Consider the following 21,284-nt stretch of genomic DNA (forward strand, 5'->3'; position numbering starts at 1 on the left):
CCACTGTCCTTTCGTTTAATTTTAGTTACCTTTTTTAACAGGAATGGGATGTAGTTATTTTATATTCAAAGATTTTAAAAATTCGTTTGCTGACATTACAGGTAGTAACGATTTTTTAAAGTCCTTTCCGTTTCTTGTTATTATAATTTCGCATTCTGATTCGGTTGCGTTAAAATATTGTAAAGCATCTTCAAAATCCTTTATGGAAGAATTGAGTCCTTTTTCAATTGTTTGTTCATCTAGAGAACATATTTCACTGATTATTTTGAATTTTCGTAGCTTTTCTCTCGCAATTTTAGGGTTCTCGAATTTTGAAAGAAAATAATTTACTGTTGCGAATGAAATAGGAGAAACAACCATTGTTAATTTTTCTTTTTCCGCTAGGGTTGCAATTTTTGCAATCGGTTCATAAAAAGGTTTTCGCTCACCTAAAAAGTCCAACATTATATTGGTGTCTATAAAAATCCTTTTACTCATTTATATTTCTTCATTAAATAATCAGCATATTCATTTTTATAGTCCAAATCAGCTGGTATTTCAGTTCCTGTTGCGATGCTTTTCACGAAAGGTGAAATTTCAAATTCAGAGCTGTCATTTTCTGTAGTCAAGGACTGTAAATAGGCTTCAACAATTCGAGATAAGCTCATATTTTTGTTGGAAGCATATTCCTTTGCTTTCTCAATAATCCTTTGATTAAGCTTTAAAGTCAACTTTGTATCCATAACATTTATTTTATACGTATAAATATATAAAAACAATCCGTATGGTTTAATTTTGCAATTAATTTTCTTGGTGAGGACTAATTACACCCAACTTGTTATATCGTACCGATCACACGAACGCTAGTTATTGTGCAACGTTTTTTTCATTCGTTTCACTCGTTTTTCTGCTTCCGCAATTGTGATTCCCTTTTCCCAATCTGAAATCAATTTATGTTCGCTTTGGTGCGGAATTATTTCTGGTCTAATTCCGTCTTTTCTTGTGTTTACATTTACGTGTAGTCCCAAAGTACTTTCTTCATAATCTGGAATGTCATTACTAATCATTCCAAAATAGGTTCTTTCTTCTGAGTCATTTTTAAAGTCAGCCTCATATTCTTTAAAACTCTTTTCGCTTAAAGAAACCCAAACTCCATAATCCAAATTTTCACAAGCATCATTAATTTGAATTGTCAATACAGTTCTTATAAATCTGTCAGTTTGGTCTTCGTGAGTTATTACACAAAAATCACTTGAAATTTCCGCAATTTCTTCTTTATCTTTTTTATTTAGAGTCTCATAGTAGCATGGTGTTGTGAATCCAAGAGCAGGCAATTCATCGTGTATTTCTCCGCAAGTCGAACATCTAAATTCGGTGAACTTTTGTTTATTCTTAAAAAGGTCAAAAATTCCCATATTTCAATTCTGTTCGATAGTTCATCAAATGTTGCGCAACTTGTTATATCAACACTAAATATACACCAATCCCCTCAAAATTTATGGGATATAAAGACTTTAGCTTTGTGTATATAAAAATAGATATTTGTCCTAGAAGTAGTTTACGGAATTGCAACCTTTGCTGACTTCTTCGCTATACCAACCCGTGACTATCCTACGCGGCAGCCTGGCCCGTTCGCTAAAAATGTCTACAAGACATTTTCTTTACGCTCCGTCCTCCAGGTAAGAACATCTTCTTTCACTCGATCCCTGCCAGATCTACTATATTAGTTTTCACTATAAGTATTTTGAACCTCACATTGATGTGCTTGCTCGTCCAAACTAATAGCTTCTTATCTGATTTCTGTTCGTCAGTACCGGTCTCGATAGGATCGGGATTGTAGTTCCGCTTCCTTCAGTCCTATTCTTGCGAATAGCAACCTTGCGACTTACTAATGGTTCAAGGCACTACCATGCCCATAAGGGACCTCCCTACCAGCAAAGGCAAGCTTGTACCCTCTAGATTAATACTATATCTCTCAATATAGTAAAGATGCCCATACTTGGACACACACGGCGTTCATGCTGGGTTCCCGTTCTGTAACGGAACAGGCTGTATCGACCACACGAATGCTAGTAGTTATTGGCAATAATTTTATTCAATCTTAAAAGAGATCATATATATTTTACTTAGTCCATTACTACTTTCGTTAATATGTTTACTTAAATCTGAAATATTATTAAATTTTCTTGGTTTTAAATTATTTCTCTTGCTTGTAAAATACAATATTTGTTTTTTTTCATCATAAAATGGACAATATTCCATATACTCTGTATTTATAGGAGTCCCTAAATTTGTTGCTTTTTTCCATTTTCCATTTTCATCCTTTTTAGAAATGTACAAATCACCACTCCCTTGACCATCTTCTTCTTTGTATTTTGAGAATATTATAAAATCTTCTTTTTCTGATATAAAGGCATTAAACTCATAACTAGCACTATTTATATTTTCGTTTAATAAAATAGGGTTTGAATAGCTATCTCCTTCCCATTTACAAAAATAAATATCATCTTTTCCTAAACCCTTAGAGGAAACCATTGTGAAGTATAAATTGTTGTTTTTACTAACGGAAGGATAAAATTCATCTAATTCTGAATTAACTGGGTCTCCCATATTAATGGGTTTAGACCATTCATCATTTTTGTTATTTCTGTCTACATACCAAATATCAAAATCTTTTTTAGTACTAATAGAATCATTTAATGGTCTATCAGAAACAAAAAACAATCGGTTATTATTAAATGATAAAAATGGTTCTAAGTACATATATGAATCACAAAAGGGTAATAATTCTGGTTTTGACCATTTATTATTTTCCTTTTTAATGTAGGCTAGTTGCGAGATTTCTTGATTTGGGCTTTGTATAGTGAAATATGCTTCATTTCCGTCTTTTGAAATACTAAAATCTCGCACATTATGAAACTGATTTAGTGATTTATCAAATTGTATAATATCAGATTTATCCTGCGCTGATAATAAGTTTGAAATGAAAGTTAATAAAATTGTGAGTCTAATTTTTTTCATTTTTATAGCGTTTTGTTTGTAATTATTGCCAACGCTACGCTAAAAAGCGTTGCTGTCCCGCAGGGCAGCTATTATTTTTTAGCGATTGTGTGTGCCCAGTATGGGCATTTTTTGTTTTACCGAAAGGTAAACTATTAATCTAGAGGGTGCAACGTTTACCGGTGTTGGGGCAACTGGCTTTTTTATTCCGTTATACTTTTTGTTTTTCATTCGGTTCAATGTTCCGTTTTGTATTTTGTTTAATATTTTTACTTATTAAGTAAGCCAGAATTACAGATGAAATTTGAAACGGACGGATACTAAAGAAGAATAAAAAAGGATGAGTAAAGCGGGACTACAATCCCTATCGGGACCGGTACTGACCCTTCGGCGTTGCTCAGGATAAACCAAGCAGGAATCGTATACAGAGGCATTTTGCACGGGTAAGCAACCACATCATTGTAAAGCTCCAAGAATATTAAAAGTGTATTAATGTAGATACGGCAGGGATCGGGGGAAATTCTAGAACATTAAATTCTCATAGGCCATCAATTCTTTTTGTTTTCTACAGGTTTATAAACCTGTTGTTTAAGGTGTCTCTTTAATTGTGTAAAACGATATATCCCAACTATCAATAGTATAATACTAAAGGATAAAGAAACATAACCTAGAATTCGGAGATCTTGAAAATCTTTCAGTCCTAATAGGCCAATACCACCAAGTAGTAGATAAAGTGAGGCTCTAATATAAGAAAGTAGGGTGCGCTCATTAGCTAATTTAGTGCGTTCCATAGCTAAATGATCTCTCAGGATAATCTCTTCCTTTGGTTGATAGTCGTTGGTGACCTTGATGATACTTTTTAATTTAGATTTCAATTTGTTATTGGTTTTATTCCTTTTTCTGTAATTGTTTGGTTTAGCTTGCTGCCAACTCGTTATATCGCGATAAATATACCCATTACCTCTAATTTTTTCGGGATAACCGGAACTTTAATTCCTGTTTATCCATTGATAACACTAAAAGACCGCATCCCCCACAAACCAGATTACGGTCTAATGTTTTACCTAAAAAATACATCTATCTAATAAGCGGTTCAATCAACACGGCGTTTATGCCGGGTTCCCGTTCTGCAACGGGACAGGCTGTACCGACCGCACGAATCTCCTAAGTTATTGGCAACTGGCTTTTTATTTTTCGTTAGTAATCAGTTGCTCTTTTATCAGTTGTTTTATTTCTGCCATAGGTACTTTTTGGTCAAATTTAATTTGAATAGTACTTTTTCCTGTTTTATATCCTTTTTCCTTAAGTGCTTTTCTATCTTCTTCTTTTAAAGAATCTATTCCAAAACTAACGTGCTGTTTTGCTACGTCAAATCCTGCAAGTATTCCATTGTATTTATAAATAGGAACATTCCAACTTATTCCGCCTTCTGCTTTTGGAACTGAATTTTCTATCAGTTCTTTTAGTTCTTTCATTATTTTTTGAGATGCTTCTGGAGCAGATTGAATGTATTCTTCAATTGTATTTGGCTTTAAATTTTTCATTTCGTTACTAATTTTCTACTTTTTGGTCTAAAAGTCTACGATTCAATCAAACTTCAACTATGTATGATGTTATTAGTGTGATTTTTATTCCTTTTGCCCCTTTGAACTTATAAAAGTCAGAAAACGCATATTTTTTTCCGTCTTGCATTTTCATAATTCCATTTGAAGCTCCTTCTTTTCCGTGCGATAATATTTGTTCAAGAACTAATTTACTTACTTTCCTGGATTTCATTTTTTCCAATTCTTCGGTAAATTTTTCCTTTCCTTCGATTGTTTTGTCTCCAATTATATTCCAAACAATGTTGTCTGTTACACTTTCGGTAATAAATTCCACGTTCCCTCTTGCAAAGGCAATATTGAATTCTTTTAAAAACTCCATTTTCGGTGAGTTCCCACAATTTGGACTTGAAATAATTTTCGTCATTTTACAGTATTTTCAATTTCAGCACGATGTTTTTTAGCTTGTTGCCAACGACAGTCTGTCTCAAAACCAACTGCTTATATCAAAAGTAACGGAAGTATATACGATATCCAATAAAACTTAAATATGGGAAGATAACTGTTTGACAACAGCTTATTAGGCATAGTTATAGGAAGCATATACATATAGGCCTCATCTTCTTCAGTTGCAGAATCATCTGAAGGAAGTATCGTTTCAATACCGTAGGAAGCCATTTCCCGCAGTGCCTGTACATCTGCTTGTAACGCATTCACATCAACATCAATAAAAGATATTTGTAAAGCATCAAATACTTTGCTATACTGAGAATAGTTGTTAAAGTAGTTATCTGATGTAATAGCCACATTAATATTAACGGTATTGGTAGTAATGGCCAGTTGACGTTTTAAGCCGGTTATCCAGCTACTGGTTGCATTGGGGTTAGAGAGATAGACTTCTTCTGTAACATTTGGATTTTCCACACAAGAGCTTATCAACAAAGCGCATAGAATTGCTATTGCTATATTATTTTTCATTTTATGTATGTTAAAAATTAATCTTTACTGATCCTAAGAATTGTCTCGGAGCGGAATAGGTTGCATAAGAGATCCCGCCGGTGCTGGCACCTCCCTGTCCCTGAGCCGCACCACTTATAGTAGCCTCCGGATCGAATGTGGATGCCGCAATATTGATTGGATTAACAGCTGATACTCCAAAAACTATTGATTTATAAAAAGTAGCTTTTTGAGATACCAAGGAATAACTAGCTCCTATAGTCCTTACTTTTAGAAAATCTGTTTTCTCTACGAATCGGTTTGTAAAACTGAGCCAGTTTGCTCGTCCGTTAGCATCAATTTCACCTTGTGGAATAAAGTCCTCTGATGCCCCATAGTAGTATCTAAATTGTGCATCCCAGTTATGTGCAAATCCTCCTGCCTGATAAGATCCGTTGGCAAAAAGATTAAAGTTCTTGTATGAAAAGTTTAATCCAAAATTCCCAAAAATGTCTGGAATGGTTGATCCTAAAAACGACTGAGGCTCTGTAGCTTCTAAAACACCGTTTGAATCAAAGGTTCCAAAGTTACCTCTCAGAAAACCAATAGGGTAGCCTTCTTGCACAACCGTTTGAAGAGTACGAGCACTAAACCCGTTTATATTAAAGGGGGGAGCACCTCCGGAGTTGAGCACTTCATTATTCAGCGTATTAAAAGACGCATTAATGCTCAGAGAAACGGCATCGGTTTGAATAGGAACAAAGGTTGCGCTCAACTCCAGACCATGGTTTTCAATTTCTCCAATATTAAATAACTGACTCACCGCATATCCACTGGAAGGAGATGGTGGGATATAAAACAGTGCGTCAGCGGTTAATGACCTATAATATCCTGCTGAAAATTTAATCCTGTTATTTAACAATGCCACATCAATCCCCCCTTCTACTGTGGTTGTTTTCTCTGGTTTTAAGTCGTCGTTTCCTGGCTGCCCAAAATAGGCAGCCTGATCCCCTGCAAAACCATCAAACCGTATCGTTTTTTCATTTGCAAATGCCGGCGGTAAATTTCCGGCTCTCCCGTAGCTTCCTCTTATCCGCAGGGAGTTAACAACCGTATTCTTATACCAGGGCTCAGAAGAAAGCATATAGGAGACCCCTGCTTTAGGATAAAACTGAGTGCCTATATTGTCCCCAAATGAAGGGTTTCTATCTCCACGAATCCCTAAATCTAAAAACAGCTTATCCTTATACCCTAGATTTTCCTGAAGATATACTCCGTAATTAAGCACTTGAGCTAAAAATTCATCACTATCCTTTACAGCGGCATCACTAATAGTTTGAGCTCCATCTCTTATATTGGAACCGCTATACAATATCTGATGATCCTCTGTTCTGAAAAATTGCCCCCCTCCGGTTGTAATAAAGGAGAAATCTCCTGTGTTGTATTTATGCTGTGCGGTTAACTCTAAAGTTATTCCGAGATAATTGCGCTGTACATTTTGAATACTCCCCTCATCTACAACCTCTGCTCCTCTGGTTGCTGATAAGTATTCATTAGTAACCACCACACTTTGGTCCTGCGCTCTGTAGTCTAGTCCTCCTGTAAAACGTATGGATAAATTCTCTATGGGTCTATATTTAAATATTTGAGAGCTTGTAAACCTGTTTACGATGATTTGGTTGTCCTGCAAGGCTTCAGCACGTCTTACAAAGTCTTTAATCTCATCATACTCCTCCTGCGACAGTTCATCAAGTCTATTATTAAAACCGGGGCCGGTAATTTTTGAAGCACCATCTTCTGCAAACCATAACCCGGTATAGCCCCCTTGATTTCCATTTCTATTACGCTTATACTCATTATGCACATAGATAAAGGAACTCTCATAATCTATTTTATCGCTGAGGGATGCCCGAAAACCAGTGCTAAAGTCAGCCTTCATGTTTTTATTCTGATCTTCAATCTGAACTCCGGAGCTCTTTCTAAAACTCCCGGAGAATGTATACCCAAAGCCAGATTCACTTTTCCCGTTCAGGTTTAGTCTGTATTTCTGGTATACCCCATTTCTAAAGAGCAGGTCTTTTGTTCTGTCAAAATGTAAAAAATCAGTCGTTGGAGTCTCAATTCCGGATTGTGCCTCTACAGTAATATTAGTCCCTTTGCTTCCTCCTTTTTTAGTAAAAATCTGAATGACTCCATTTGCCGCATCAGAACCGTATAGTGTTGCCGCCGCTCCTCCGTTGATGTATTCAATTTTATCAATATTATCCATTGGGATATCTGCAATAGCACTTATAGCTGCACCCTGAGAGGTACCTCCCAATTGCATCTGCGTATTGAGATTGTCCATTCGTACACCGTCTAAATAAATAATAGGAGTTGAGCTTAAGAAGGCCGAATTTACTCCTCTGGCTCTGATGATGGAGGTGGCACCTGCCTGACCTCCAGTAAGATTGATTTGTGCATTGGGCAATTTCGCCGCCAGTTGTTGATCAATACGCTGTGAAGGGATTTTATCCAATTCTTCACTATTAATCGTTGTAACCTGAGTAGGCAAACGCTTTTTTCGTACATCGGCCCCCTGACCTGTAATAACCACTTCATTTAAGCTCTCTGTATTGGGAAGCAGTTGGATGGCTATAGTTTCATCTGGATCCGTAATTTCAATAAATTGGGTTTGATAGCCCATATAGGAAACCTTTAAGTTTACAGGCCTATCACTTGAAACAATCTCAAGACTAAAGTCACCCTCAAAGTCTGTAACAGTACCTATCCCGCTTTTTTGATCAAAAATAGTTGCTCCGGGAACCGGGTTTCCTGTATCGTCTATTACATGTCCCTTTAGAATACCCTTTTTTTGTATGGAATTCCTTTTCGAAGAAGCTAATTCTTTAACTAAAATGCCATTTTCAGTAATTTTAAAGTCTAAGTCTACTTGATTTTTAAGTAGACTAAGAACCTCTTCAAGACTCGCATTAGCAATATTAATTGTGATAATTTTTTTAAATATTTCCCGATCTGACCGGTATATAAATTTTCTATCAATTTGTTGTTCTATCAATTGAAATACTTGCTGTACCTTAATATTGTGTAATTGAAGATTTATATTTTGATTCAACGATATCCTGTAATGACTATCTCCAGGTGTTAAATCAGGTGATGCGTTCAGATTAAACATACAGCATATGCCTAATGTCAGAATTAATATTCTTTTCATAAATAGGAGTTTTAGAGTGTGTTTGGTGTGACCAACTCTTGACGAGAGGTCGTATTTTGGTTAATTTTTAAAAAAATTAAAAGCTTATTGTTGCTACTTTCTTACTAATAAGTCGAAGTGCCGTAGCTATATGGTTTTCAACAGTTCGGGGAGAAATTCCCATTATTTCTGATATCTCTTTATACTTCAAACCTTCTACGCGACTCATTTCAAAAATCTCTCTTGATTTTTTAGGTATCTCTTTTAAAATTTGTGCTATTGCTTTTTGATAGGCCAGTTGATGCTCTTGATCAATGACTTCCTCTTCAAAGCTTGGGTGCGCCTTTAACACCAATTGATTTTCTTTTTTGTCATCTAAATAGTGTTTGTTTTTTACATACTTATTTTTCTTGATTAGTAAATTTTTTGCTATTACATATATATATGACTTGGGATTCTCTATTTCAGTAAGCGCTTCTCTTTTATTCCATAGCAGCATAAACACGTCTGAAACCTGTTCTTCGATAATCATTTGATCTTTTTCAAAAAGATTTCCAAAACCACATAAAGGATCGTAATATTTATTGAATAAAAGATCTAATGCCTTATACTCATTTTGACTTATTCGCTTAAACAAATGCCGATCTTCTGACAGGGATTTATGTTCTGCTTTGTTATTCAAATCAATCATTTTTTATAGCCTTAATTAAATAGCAACTACATGCTTCATCATAAATTACTTTCACATTAGTGATGAATTCTAATGACGATATAAAATCTTCTAAGTTTTGATCTTTGAATGCTCCTGTGATGCGTTGCTGCTGGATATGAGGATCATTAATTATAAATCGAACACCATAAAAACTGTCGATTTTTGTCAGTGCTTCCTTAAAGGGTAAGTTCTCCAGAATAAGTAAATTATCTACCCAGGAGAGTTCTGTATGAACATTAAAATTGCGTTTTATAACTCTGTTTTTATTCGTATCTAAAAGCAATTGTTCATTGGGGTTGAGTGTGATTTTGTCGTTATTATCCTTTATCAAAACTTCTACTTTACCCTCCTTCAATGATATTTTTTTTTGATCGGTATGTGTATTTACACTGAATGAGGTTCCCAACACTTTTACATCAAAACCATTATTATGTACTATAAAGGGTCTCTGTTTATCCTTAGTAATTTTAAAATATGCCTCTCCCTTTAGTGTAACTTCTCGTATTTCGTCATATGAATCTGGATATTCAATACTGCTCTTTGAATTGAGAACTACTTCGCTACTATCTGGTAACAGTATGCGTATACGCTCATTCTTTGCCGTAGTGATTTGGTGGATTAATGAATTAGAACCTTTAAAGAAATGAAGACTAACAACTACTACTAGTAGGACTGCTGCAAGACCAAGTATCGGCTTGCTTAATTTTTTATACCATCCCCTAGCAGGAGATGAATTATCGATTTCTGAGTCCGACTGATCAAATTCAGTTTGAGGATATAATTGCCAAATGGTTTTATAATCCCTAAAGAGCTTTAACAACTCCTCATCTACTGATAGCTCAATTTCAAATACCAAACGATCTTCAGGTTCCATTTCACCAGTAAGGTATCGGGTACATTTTAACTCCTTTTGTGTATTCCCATTCATATTAAAGATTGCCTTTACTATAAAGAGCTACAAAAAGAAAAAATCCCCTACCCGGGGATGTCACCAAATTGTAAAATAAAAAACAATCTGCTTAACAAATATTTAATAGAGCTTCTAAAATTGGTCTTAGGATTTTAAATCCCTACAGTATAGTGAGCAATGCTACTTGTATAAGATCTCAAAAACCCAAACCCTACCAGTACAACAGGACAGACCTCCTTTAAACCTCTCAAAACCTGAACGTTTGCAAATTTGACGTCTCTACGCTTTAACTTTTAAAGTAGAGAACTCTTTAAGCTTCAATGACAACTAATTAGCAGCATCGAATAAGTAGGAGTTTGGGAAAGATTTAAATGTTACAGTAGAATTCTTTCTTCCTATACAATCTCTTTATTAAAACTAATTTTATCTCAAAGAGTCAAAAGAGGGCTACATCATGTCTATACGACTTGCTTAATTTGATTGATTTTGATAAAACAGCTGGGGATAAAAAAATCTAATCTTTTCAGGTGTTTAATAGAATTATAACCGATTGGGAGTATGATAGCTTCACGCGTAGACACACTGCCTATATTCAATCTCACAACCGAAATTTTAAATAGATTTTACTGCTGACAAACTGTTGTCACCCTCCAGTTTTACTTTTGGTTTAAATAATTACAAACAACCTTAAAATTTTAAATTATGAGTACTAAACAATTTGACAGACCGCTAAATCATGTGATTACATCCAGTGAATTATTAGCACATTGGCAAGGCCATCGTAGTTTAACCCGTAGGGTCATTCAGGCATTTCCAGAAAAGGAATTTTTCAATTATAGCATGGGTGGTATGCGAAGCTTTGCGGAGATGACTCTAGAACTTTTGGCTATTGCAGGACCGGGTTTAAAAGAAATTGTCACCGGAGAAACTCAAGCATTAAACGAACATATTGATCCTAAAAATCAAAAAGAACTGGTCCTAAACCTTTGGGATCAAGCTACAGAAGAAATCAATACCTACTATAACCAAATCACTCAGGATAGATTTCATGAGACCATTAAAACTTTTGGACAATATGAAGGGACGGTGATTTCTTCTATTTTTTATTTTATCGATAATGAAATACACCATCGCGGACAAGGTTATGTATACTTAAGAAATCTCGGAATTGAACCTCCATTTTTTTGGGAGCGCTAGATGCTTATAACTATGAAAAACGTACTAGTCTTTAAAACATCTGTAAGCGAGGAAAAGGATATTAATAAACTACGTCCTGTTTTAAATGCATTGACACCCCCTACAGATCTATGGAATTTTGACTTGGAAGATTGTGATAATATTTTAAGGATTGAGACTCAGAATTTGAGAGCCACCGCAGTGCTCGACAGCTTGCATACCTTAGGCTATTTATGTGAGGAGCTACACTAAATTCACATAACTTAACCATAAAGGATGAAGTGTTTTTATATATAAAAACACTTCATCCTTTATGGTTTTCTTTTCACGCCATCAATTGAACATTAATTAAAGCGTATCTGCTATTTTTTTTGACAGCGCTTTCACGCGATCTTTTAAATCTTCAGGTTCTATTATTGCTGCATAATCTCCAAACATCATGTACCACCTGGCAAAACCATCTTCAATATTACGCGGCAAAAAGCTCATTTCCACGTGTGTTCCCTTGTCTTTTTCAGATATAAACCCATAGTACTTAAGTCCACTACGGATATACTTTAAAATACTCTTGTCTACTAAAATACGAACCTTGACTGTAGCCTTTTCGATATTGCTTTTCAAATAACTATCTAATGAATTGTGCTGTTTAAAGAATAAAACTTCTGTTCGTTGAATGCGTTTAATTCTATCCGTTCGAAATTGTCTGTAATCCTTTCGTAAATGGCAATACGCCAAAATATACCAGAGACTAGATTCATGAAATAAACCCACAGGTTCAATGAATCGATGCGTAGGTGTTTCCGTATCTTGAGCTAAATAGGTCAAGTGCACTTGTTTTTTCTCGGCTATACTTTCAAAGAGAATTTCTAAAGCATTAGGTACCTCCTTGTTAAACAATGCTTCTTCAGGCTCTATGAGTATTTGAGATTCAATAGCGTTCACCCAGTCCTTATCTTCATCTTTCATCACCGATTTCAATTTGAACATAGCTGATTCAAAATAAGTCCCCAGTCCTTTGTCTGTAAACTTCTGCATAAGCTTCTCTGCAGCAACAAAACTACCCGCTTCTTCTCGTGTAAACATCACTGGCGGTAAGCGATATCCATCCATAATAGAATAGCCTACACCGGCCTCACTTGAAATCGGAACTCCTGAAGCCTCTAATGTTCGAATATCGCGATAAATCGTACGCAAACTTACTTCAAAACGATCTGCCAATTCTTGAGCTTTAATAATTCGTTTAGACTGGAGCTGAATGAGAATAGCTATAATTCTATCAAATCGTTTAGGAGCTTCTACACGCATTATGGATTAAGAATTTTTCAAAAATAGTGTTTAATACTTAAGTTTTCCTTTCCGGTTATAGGTAAGATAAAAGAATCTAGGCATGATTGCTGAAAAATTCTCCTAGATTTTTTTATTAGTCAAACTTGAAGTTTGTTAACTTTGGCAGATTTTATGAGTAATAACTAATTTAAATCGGGAATAGCGATGGAAGTTGTGATAATTGAAGATGAAGACCTTGCAGCTGATTCTTTGGAGAAACTTTTATTGCAAACACCTTACGATCTCGTAATTAAGAAAAGATTAGAGAGCGTATCTGAGGCTATCGACTGGTTTAGAACACATCATTGTGATCTGATCTTTAGCGATGTAAGTCTGGGTGACGGAGACAGTTTTGAAATATTTGAAGCTTTAAAGATTGATATTCCCATCATTTTTACTACTGCTTTTGATCATTACGCTATACAATCTTTTCAATTTCAAGCGATTGATTATTTATTAAAGCCCTATAACCGATCTAACCTTAACAGGGCTCTGGAGAAGTTTTTTTCTGTCACCAACAGAAAGCAAACAACTCAGGATAGCCAAAACCTGGAAAACCTTATCAATCATTTAAGTACCATACCCGAAATAAACAAATACCAAACCCGGTTTTTAATCTCAAAAGGAGATGCGTTAGTCTCTATAAACAGTGAGGAAATCGCCTATTTTATGGCTGACAATAAGTCTCTTTTTCTTTTTACCCGTAAAGGAGAGGTATTTCTTTACGATGACACCTTATCTAATCTGGAAAAAAAACTATCACCTCGGGATTTCTTTAAAGTGAATCGAAAATTTATTATAAGACACAATTCTATAAAATCAATTATTAAATACAGTCAAAGTCGCTTGAAAGTAGAACTCCAACCTGTACCCAGCTTCAATGATCCCATTTTAATAAGTGCAAAAAACATACAGTCCTTCAAAGACTGGTTAAACAATTAAAATGGGTTCCGGTAAACTGCTCATTAGCTTTAGAAAACATAAGCGGTATTTATATGCGAGCCTGACTCTCATCATTTTATTTTTTGTGGTTAGTGCTCTTATCACTCCTAAAATAACCTTAGTTGCTGAAAATTTATTAGAAGATGTTGTTCAGGAAAATCTGATTTCAAAGAAGAATAGTATTGCTTTTGAATTCAATAACCTGAATACTTTTCTGGTGTATTCCGAAAAAATATTAGCGGATACTCTTGAGAAACCGGGTAACCAACTGGTAGAAAAACTGCAGTTCACTTCAGATTTAGCTCAAACATCACAACTAATAGCAAACAGTTTCTCCTATACCCTTAATCCGGAGGGTGTAGAAAACCTTTATAGCACCAAGGATACACTATTTAAAAAGGGGCTACCCGTAAACTATGATAAAGCTCGCACCTGGTTTGTAGATACCATTGTGAGACCAAAAGGTCAAGTGATCTATCGAAAATTCTATGTAGATAGAAGCCGAGAGAATTTAAGTTATGTGGTAGGGTATGACATTGATTTAATAGCTTTTTGGAACTATTTTTCTGAAAATAATGAAGCGCGTATAGGATACACGGTTGTTACTACCGATACAGGAATATGTCTTTTACATCCTGATCCGGAATATATAGGTACAAAATTAGATTCCTACTTTACAAGGGTCTCAACTAAAGATATAGTAAACCCTGCGCTCCATTCTGGTAAAAACCTATTTACTGATGAAGCTACTTCTGAATATCTAAATCTGGACGTAAGACGCTATTTTGATAAGGTTCAGGTGGGAAACTCTTCTTTGATTGTTATTGAAAGTTTTCCTCTAGATCTCATCCTCAAGGAGCGAACCCAACAAATTAACAGGTATTTTCTCTGGATAAGCTTGTTAGCATTTGCTGTTTTTATGTTGTTGCTATTGGTATCCAGATATCAGTTAAAAAAGGAGTTTCTGGAAAACCTCAAAGTTGTTGAAGAAAAAGAACAGCTTATAAATGCTAATGAAAAATATCAAAAGGAAAATGCACTTTTACAATTGAATCAATTAAAAAAGAAAATGAACCCTCATTTTCTTTTTAACAGCTTAAATTCCCTTCATATACTCATTGAATCAAAACCGGAATTATCTCAAGAGTTTGTACTAAAACTGGCCGATGTTTACCGGTATTTGTTAGAGAATAAAGAAGGTGATTTGATTTTAGTTAAAAAGGAGATTACCTTTCTTGACCAATACTTTTTTCTTCAAAAAATTCGATTTGGTGAAAGTATACGATTCATTATGAATAATATAGTTGATAAACGGCTATTCTACTCTAAAAGAATCCCTTTTCTTGCTCTGGAAACCGTTGTAGAAAACGCCATTAAACACAATGAATTTACCAAACGAAATCCGCTTCAAATAGAACTTCTCTTTTATGAGAATTACATTGAAGTCATCAATACGTATACCCCACGAAAAACCCCAAAAGCAGCAAGTCATAAACTGGGATTGATCTATCTTAAAAACACTTACAATTTTTATAATATTGAAGGCTTTCAAACGAAGGTTACTGGAGATAAATTTAAATGTATCCTACCTTTGCTACCTTAAAATCTAATTTCACTCTCTAAATTACATACTTCACTCCATTTGCTTTTTTTTAACTTTTCAATTAACGGAGATTTAGCGTTAAAATAATCTAAATCAATGGATAAATCTTTAAGAGCTTGCGTCTACTTTCGACAGTTTTTCATCCTTTTGGCATTTTTTGCGTATCATTCTCAATTTGCTCAGAAAACTAAGGACCAGAAAGAAGACAAGAATAGTACGGAAGATATTAAAAAGGTAATTGATTCTATAGCCGATGCAGATCAGGAATTATCGTACCAGCACTTTTTAAAAAAAGGTAACGTCAAAAAAGGCTTATTCAATGTTTACAATCTGGAAGGGGATTATTACTTTGAAATTCCTGATTCTTTAGTAGCCAGAGATTTATTGGTTGTAAACAAAATCTCAAGCGTTCCTTATGCGTTAAACGGACACGGATTAAATAAAGGAATGGCTTTTGAAACGAAATTGATTCGATTTTATAAAGATACGGTTCTGAACAAAGTATGGGTAAAAACAATCAACCCACGTGTACAATCCCCTACCTCAGACGCTATCACCCGTTCCGTAAAAGCTAACTTTGGAGAATCTATTATCGAAGAATTTGATATAAAAGCTAAAAATACAGATTCTACTTCGGCCTTTATCAAAGTGAACAAAATCTTTAACGGAAAGGAAAAAAGCTTTAGTGACATTTTAGCCAATACAGGGCTTGGTGGCAGTATAAAAACCGAATTGTCAATTCTTGAAGAAGTAAAGTCATTTCCTGAAAATATTGTGGTAAAATCGCTTTTAACCACATCTGTGAGTGAAGGCGGCGGACCGGCACTACCACTATCTATTGGAGTAACCACAAACATAGTCCTGTTGCCTATCGATATTATGAAACCAAGATTTGCTGATAAGCGCATTGGTTATTTTGGTACACCGATGGACTATTTCTCCGATATACAACAGGAAGTAGAAACCCGGGAATTAATTACCCGATGGCGACTGGAACCCAAGCCGGAGGATATTAAGAGATACAATGAAGGAGTACTCGTTGAGCCTAAAGAACCTATTATTTATTATATAGACCCTTCCACTCCACCCCAGTGGGTGCCTTATATAAAAAAAGGGGTCCTTAACTGGAATAAAGCTTTTGAAGAGGCTGGTTTTAAAAATACAATTCAGGTAAAAGTACCCGGTAAAGAAGACCCTGATTTTGATGTGGATGATGTACGCTATTCTGTAATCACCTATGCAGCTTCAGAAAATCAAAACGCAATGGGCCCTTCAGTGGTAGACCCGCGAAGTGGACAAATTCTGGAATCAGACATTATTTGGTGGCATAATCTGATGAAAGGTTTGCATTCCTGGATTCGTGTTCAAACAGGTCCAATAGATCCTGAGGCAAGAGCCAATACCTTTTCAAACGAATTGATGGGTGAAGCTATCCGTTTTGTTTCTTCTCATGAAGTAGGTCATACCTTTGGCCTTAAACATAATATGGGTGCTTCCCACAGCTACCCTGTAGATTCGTTAAGATCAAGATCTTTTACTTCAAGAATGGGCGGTACGGCACCTTCTATTATGGATTATGCCCGATTTAATTATGTAGCTCAGCCCGAGGATAATGTAATTGATATAACTCCTGAAATTGGAGTATACGACAAATATGCCATTGCCTGGGGTTACAGATGGATAGAGGATAAAACAGCTCAGGAAGAACTTCCCATTCTGAATCAATGGATACGCAAACACGAAGACGATCCGCTCTATTTCTATGGCCCCCAACAGGCCGAAGTTATAGACCCCAGATCACAAAGCGAAGATTTGGGTGATGATGCTGTCAAAGCCAGTGAATATGGATTACAAAATTTAAAGCGTATTATCCCTAATCTCCTTAACTGGACCCATGAAGAAGGGCAGGATTATTATAAAGCATCCAAACTCTATAAGGCTGTCATTGATCAATGGGAGCGTTACAACCATCATGTAATGGCAAACATAGGAGGAGTCTATCTCAACAATACGGTTTATGGTGATGGCAAAGATTCTTATGTGCCGGTACCAGCAACCCAACAAGAAAGAGCTTTAGAATACCTGATAGAGCACGCGATAAAACCGCAAAAATGGCTTTTCACCCCTGAAATTACTGATAAAATTTTTGCAGTTCGCGATGCTCCTGATGGAGAACGCTATTACTCGCCTGTTTCTATGCTTCGTATTTATCAGACCAATGTAATCTATGATTTAGTAGATACCGATCGTATTATGCGTATAACAGAAAATCAAGTGCTTGAAAAGAAGGATAATCCGGTATTTACGGAACAATACCTTTTTGATCAACTTTATGATGCCATTTTTGAAAAAACCCAAAAAGGTAAATCCTTAGACATGTTTGACAGGATAACCCAGAAGAATTATGTAGATGTGCTCACTGTAGACCGTAACAAGCTTCTTGAAAAAACAAAGGAGAACACGGTATCGGAAAATTCTAAACAGTTTAAGAATATCCATTTTTCATACCTCCCCCGTGTTTCAGACGCAGGTACAAATAAACGAGCAGCGCTTGAAAAAGTATTGTCTTTACTAAAAAAGAAAAAGAAAAGAGGTGATCAAGCAACCCGGGCCCATTATCGGGATCTTATCTCAAGAATTGAATATAATTTGAACCATTAGAGCTCATGAAGAATTTATTATATCTGGTAATTTTCATTCCTATTCTTACTACCGCTCAACAAAAGCAGAAACTGGTGAGCGGTACAGTTGTTGACGCAGCTATGAACATGCCCATTCCAGGTGCTTCCGTCTACATCTCTTCATCGATGGTAGGCAGTAAAGCTAAAGAAGAGGGAGTACTTGACGGCGCTATGTTGGGTACAACGACCGATTTTGACGGACATTTTGAGCTTAGAATTGATGATACTGTAAAGTCGCTTCTAGTATCTTATATGGGGTTTAAAACCAAAACCATTGATGTTTCTGGCGCTGCTACAGATTTAACCATTGTACTTGAAGAAAGTACCCAGAATTTAGAGGAGGTACTCATCACTGGCTACCAGAAGATTGAAAAACGTAAGGCTACTTCTGCTTACTCCACAATTGACGTTTCAGAAATTCAGCAGGCAGGGGTAGCAACAGTAGACCAAATGCTTACCGGACAACTCCCTGGAGTTTTGGTACAGCCTACCAGTGGTGCTCCAGGTGCCCCTTCTAAAATTTCCATACGCGGAACCGCAACGTTAAACGGTTCGTCCGATCCGCTGTGGGTTTTAGATGGTATTCCATTAGAAGGAGAAGACATTCCCAAAGAGTTCCGTGATAAGGATAATATTGATAACCTCCAATCTTTTCCGGTAGCTGGTCTGAATCCTGAAGATATAGAAAGTATCACCGTTTTAAAAGATGCCGCTGCGACCTCTATATATGGAGCACGAGCAGCCAATGGAGTTATTGTTATCACCAGTAAAAGTGGCAAAAAAGGTGGAATGCACATAAATGCCTCTGCGAATACCTTTATTACTCAAAAACCGGATTACAGCAAATTAAACCTGATGAACGCTTCTCAAAAGGTGGATTTTGAATTGTTTCTGGCCAGCCGCGAAGATCTGACCTACCAAAAGGACCGGGGTGATGTGGCGCGTATACTCAATACCTACAATTCCTATGATACATTTCAAAACAACGGATTTTCTGCACTTGATCCCGAAGTACAAAACGCGATCAATAATCTCAGGGCCCTAAATACAAACTGGGGGAGTGAATTATACCAAATGGCAGTAAACCAGCAATACAGTTTGAGTATTTCGGGCGGAAACGACCAGAATACATATTACTTATCTGCAGGTATTTTTGATGAAAAAGGAAGCACCATTGGAACGGGACAGCAGCGTTACAACATCACTTTAAAAGATAATTTTAATTTAAACGATGATTTTAAAGTGGGTGTTTCGGTATTTGCCAGTCAGAATAAAACATTTTCCTATATAACAGGCGCTGACTCGTATACCAATCCCGCTTATTATGCTCGTAATGCCAATCCCTATTTACGTCTAACGGATGATGAGGGGAATTACGTTTACGATCCTGATTTGGTAGAGCGTTCTGACCTTAACCTCAATTATAATGTACTGGAGGAGCGCAGAAATACCAGTCATGATCTGGTAGCAAATTCTATAAAATCGATCTTAAATGCAGCTTATGATGTAACCGAAGACCTTCATTTCTCTACACAGCTGGGTTTGCAATTTGACTTTAACAGAACCGAAAAATTCAGTGACCGAAACAGCTATTATACCCGAAAATACAGACAGCGTTCTCAATACGCTACCCCTACCGGCGATGCCTATTTTATGCCCGATGGTGGAATAATTCAGAACTGGAATACGGACGTTTTTCAATATAATTGGAAAAGTACTGCCAATTACAACACCACTTTTAATAATCTTCACGAACTGGATGTAATGTTAGGCACCGAGTTTCGAAGGAATAAAACTGAAGAAATTCAAACCAAAGGTTTTGGCTATAACCCGAATACGCTAACCACCATCCCTATAACCGATGAGCGGGTATTAGCCAATTCTTTATTTGACCCGCTTAATAAGCGCTACAATGAGAATGCTTTTGCTTCATTCTTTGGCACTGCATCGTACACCTACGACCGTAAATACACATTGTTTTCGAGCTTAAGATATGACGGCTCCAACTTATTTGGTGTAAACCCTAAATACCGCTACCTCCCTATATGGTCCGTAGCGGGTTCATGGAATATACATCAGGAAAGCTTTATGGATGAATTTAGAGAGGTAAGCAATCTTAAAGTAAGAGCCTCTTATGGTATTCAGGGCAATATCGATAAAAGTACCTCTCCCTATGTCTTGGGGGTTTATGAAAATGTCTCCATTTTACCCGGAATGAACGAAGAAATCATTCAGGCGCTGGGCGCCCCCAATCCCAATTTAAGATGGGAAAAAACCACTTCCACTAACATAGGTCTTGATTTAGGTCTTTTTGATAATAAAGTCTTTCTGGTTGGAGATTACTACTATCGTAAGAGTACAGACTTGATTGGTCTGAGAGCAGTACCGCTGGAGAGCGGCTATAATTTCATCAATACCAACTGGGGAACGGTTAGCAACAGGGGCTTTGAACTCGCTATAAACACAGTTAACATCTCCAATACCAATTTTAAATGGACCAGCGGTCTTAATATTTCGCATAATAAAAGCATTGTTGAAGACATTCAAATACGAGAGGAAAACTTTAAACCTTCTTTGAAAGGATATAGCGCAAATGCTATTTTTGCTATCAAAACTGCCGGCTTAGACAGCAACGGTCTCCCCTTATTCTGGAAAGATGGGAAAAAAGTTTCGGCTGTTGATTTTTATAATCTGGAAGAAGGTACCGATGGCAGTCAATTAACCAACCAAGAGCACCGGGATCTGTATTCCTATGTAGGTGATGGCGCTCCACTATTTAGCGGAGGTTTTAGAAATACCTTTCAATACAAACAGTTTGATTTACGAATACTAAGCAATTTTATACTTAACCAAACTGTGCAGGCAGCCCCTAGCTATTACCCTACACTAGCTCGGCCGGGCACTAATTACAGTACTGAAATTTTAAATGCCGGTACCGGTAATTTGCCTGCACTCATTGGTGCTAATTCTCCTGGTTTTAATACCGATCTGGTCTACAATTGGTACAATTCATTTGACGCAGGAAGAACGTATGACGATCTGGATATTTGGGTAAAAGATATGTCCTATATACGCATAAGTAGCATCAGACTAAGTTATGCACTGCCCGCCAGGCATCTTGAAAAATTGAAACTATCAGGATTGAATTTTAATATAGAAGGCCGAAACTTATTTGTGTTCGGAAGTGATTATGATGGGTTCTTTGATCCCGAAACCTATGGAAGTCTTTATGCCCAACCCATTCCAAAGGTTATTTCTGCAGGATTTAATCTCACATTTTAAATG

General features: G+C 36.3%; 18 protein-coding genes. 6 read left to right on the forward strand and 12 right to left on the reverse strand.

Annotated features, from left to right (window positions below):
- Window positions 1-54: 54 nt before the first annotated feature.
- The 11 genes from BUB91_RS04580 to BUB91_RS04630 all read right to left on the reverse strand — a co-directional run bounded on the left by BUB91_RS04580 (window position 55) and on the right by BUB91_RS04630 (window position 10,235).
- Window positions 55-477, reverse strand: a complete 423-nt coding sequence (locus tag BUB91_RS04580; RefSeq protein ID WP_073097551.1) for a type II toxin-antitoxin system VapC family toxin — start codon at window positions 475-477, stop codon at window positions 55-57.
- Window positions 474-722: a DUF6364 family protein gene (locus BUB91_RS04585; RefSeq protein ID WP_073097555.1), complete on the reverse strand. Its 249-nt coding sequence runs from the start codon at window positions 720-722 to the stop codon at window positions 474-476. Before BUB91_RS04585 ends, BUB91_RS04580 begins: the two co-directional genes overlap by 4 nt.
- A gap of 120 nt (window positions 723-842) precedes the next feature.
- Window positions 843-1,394 (reverse strand): DUF2199 domain-containing protein, encoded by a 552-nt coding sequence (locus tag BUB91_RS04590; protein WP_073097558.1) that lies wholly within the window; start codon window positions 1,392-1,394, stop codon window positions 843-845.
- A 676-nt stretch (window positions 1,395-2,070) separates the two neighbouring features.
- Window positions 2,071-3,000, reverse strand: coding sequence for a hypothetical protein (locus BUB91_RS04595; protein WP_073097561.1), 930 nt, complete (start codon window positions 2,998-3,000; stop codon window positions 2,071-2,073).
- 527 nt (window positions 3,001-3,527) lie between these two features.
- A complete protein-coding gene (locus BUB91_RS04600; RefSeq protein WP_241652560.1) occupies window positions 3,528-3,854 on the reverse strand; it encodes a DUF202 domain-containing protein in 327 nt (108 codons plus the stop codon).
- A gap of 312 nt (window positions 3,855-4,166) precedes the next feature.
- A complete protein-coding gene (locus BUB91_RS04605) occupies window positions 4,167-4,523 on the reverse strand; it encodes an iron chaperone (RefSeq protein WP_073097563.1) in 357 nt (118 codons plus the stop codon).
- Window positions 4,524-4,569: 46 nt separating this feature from the next.
- The gene (locus BUB91_RS04610) at window positions 4,570-4,947 is read right to left on the reverse strand and encodes a nuclear transport factor 2 family protein (RefSeq protein WP_073097565.1); all 378 of its coding nucleotides are present in this window, start codon (window positions 4,945-4,947) and stop codon (window positions 4,570-4,572) included.
- Between the two features lie 74 nt (window positions 4,948-5,021).
- A complete protein-coding gene (locus BUB91_RS04615) occupies window positions 5,022-5,498 on the reverse strand; it encodes a hypothetical protein (RefSeq protein WP_073097567.1) in 477 nt (158 codons plus the stop codon).
- 10 nt (window positions 5,499-5,508) lie between these two features.
- Window positions 5,509-8,670: a TonB-dependent receptor domain-containing protein gene (locus BUB91_RS04620; RefSeq protein WP_083557829.1), complete on the reverse strand. Its 3,162-nt coding sequence runs from the start codon at window positions 8,668-8,670 to the stop codon at window positions 5,509-5,511.
- 76 nt (window positions 8,671-8,746) lie between these two features.
- A complete protein-coding gene (locus tag BUB91_RS04625) occupies window positions 8,747-9,331 on the reverse strand; it encodes an RNA polymerase sigma factor (protein WP_241652559.1) in 585 nt (194 codons plus the stop codon).
- A gap of 1 nt (window position 9,332) precedes the next feature.
- Entirely contained in the window at window positions 9,333-10,235 is a 903-nt protein-coding gene (locus BUB91_RS04630; RefSeq protein ID WP_175550999.1) for a FecR family protein, read from the reverse strand.
- 738 nt (window positions 10,236-10,973) lie between these two features.
- On the opposite strand from BUB91_RS04630, the gene BUB91_RS04635 reads away from it, so the two are divergent.
- Together BUB91_RS04635 and BUB91_RS04640 are read left to right on the forward strand one after the other, a co-directional pair.
- Window positions 10,974-11,468 carry a DinB family protein gene (locus BUB91_RS04635; RefSeq protein ID WP_073097574.1) on the forward strand — a complete coding sequence of 165 codons (495 nt, stop codon included), beginning with the start codon at window positions 10,974-10,976 and terminating at the stop codon, window positions 11,466-11,468.
- Window positions 11,469-11,480: 12 nt separating this feature from the next.
- The gene (locus BUB91_RS04640; protein ID WP_073097762.1) at window positions 11,481-11,699 is read left to right on the forward strand and encodes a hypothetical protein; all 219 of its coding nucleotides are present in this window, start codon (window positions 11,481-11,483) and stop codon (window positions 11,697-11,699) included.
- A 96-nt stretch (window positions 11,700-11,795) separates the two neighbouring features.
- Here the strand turns inward: BUB91_RS04640 and BUB91_RS04645 are convergent, their stop codons facing one another.
- On the reverse strand, window positions 11,796-12,752 hold the full coding sequence (locus BUB91_RS04645) for a helix-turn-helix transcriptional regulator (protein WP_073097577.1): 957 nt from the start codon (window positions 12,750-12,752) through the stop codon (window positions 11,796-11,798).
- 186 nt (window positions 12,753-12,938) lie between these two features.
- Between BUB91_RS04645 and BUB91_RS04650 the strand changes: the two genes are divergently transcribed.
- The 4 genes from BUB91_RS04650 to BUB91_RS04665 all read left to right on the forward strand — a co-directional run bounded on the left by BUB91_RS04650 (window position 12,939) and on the right by BUB91_RS04665 (window position 21,281).
- Window positions 12,939-13,715 carry a LytR/AlgR family response regulator transcription factor gene (locus tag BUB91_RS04650; RefSeq protein WP_073097579.1) on the forward strand — a complete coding sequence of 259 codons (777 nt, stop codon included), beginning with the start codon at window positions 12,939-12,941 and terminating at the stop codon, window positions 13,713-13,715.
- Between the two features lies 1 nt (window position 13,716).
- The gene (locus BUB91_RS04655) at window positions 13,717-15,318 is read left to right on the forward strand and encodes a sensor histidine kinase (protein ID WP_073097580.1); all 1,602 of its coding nucleotides are present in this window, start codon (window positions 13,717-13,719) and stop codon (window positions 15,316-15,318) included.
- Between the two features lie 96 nt (window positions 15,319-15,414).
- Window positions 15,415-17,979 carry a zinc-dependent metalloprotease gene (locus tag BUB91_RS04660; RefSeq protein WP_073097583.1) on the forward strand — a complete coding sequence of 855 codons (2,565 nt, stop codon included), beginning with the start codon at window positions 15,415-15,417 and terminating at the stop codon, window positions 17,977-17,979.
- A 5-nt stretch (window positions 17,980-17,984) separates the two neighbouring features.
- A complete protein-coding gene (locus tag BUB91_RS04665) occupies window positions 17,985-21,281 on the forward strand; it encodes a SusC/RagA family TonB-linked outer membrane protein (protein WP_073097585.1) in 3,297 nt (1,098 codons plus the stop codon).
- Window positions 21,282-21,284 lie beyond the last annotated feature (3 nt).

It is taken from the genome of Leeuwenhoekiella marinoflava DSM 3653 (assembly GCF_900129005.1).
Taxonomy (GTDB): Bacteria; Bacteroidota; Bacteroidia; order Flavobacteriales; family Flavobacteriaceae; genus Leeuwenhoekiella; species Leeuwenhoekiella marinoflava.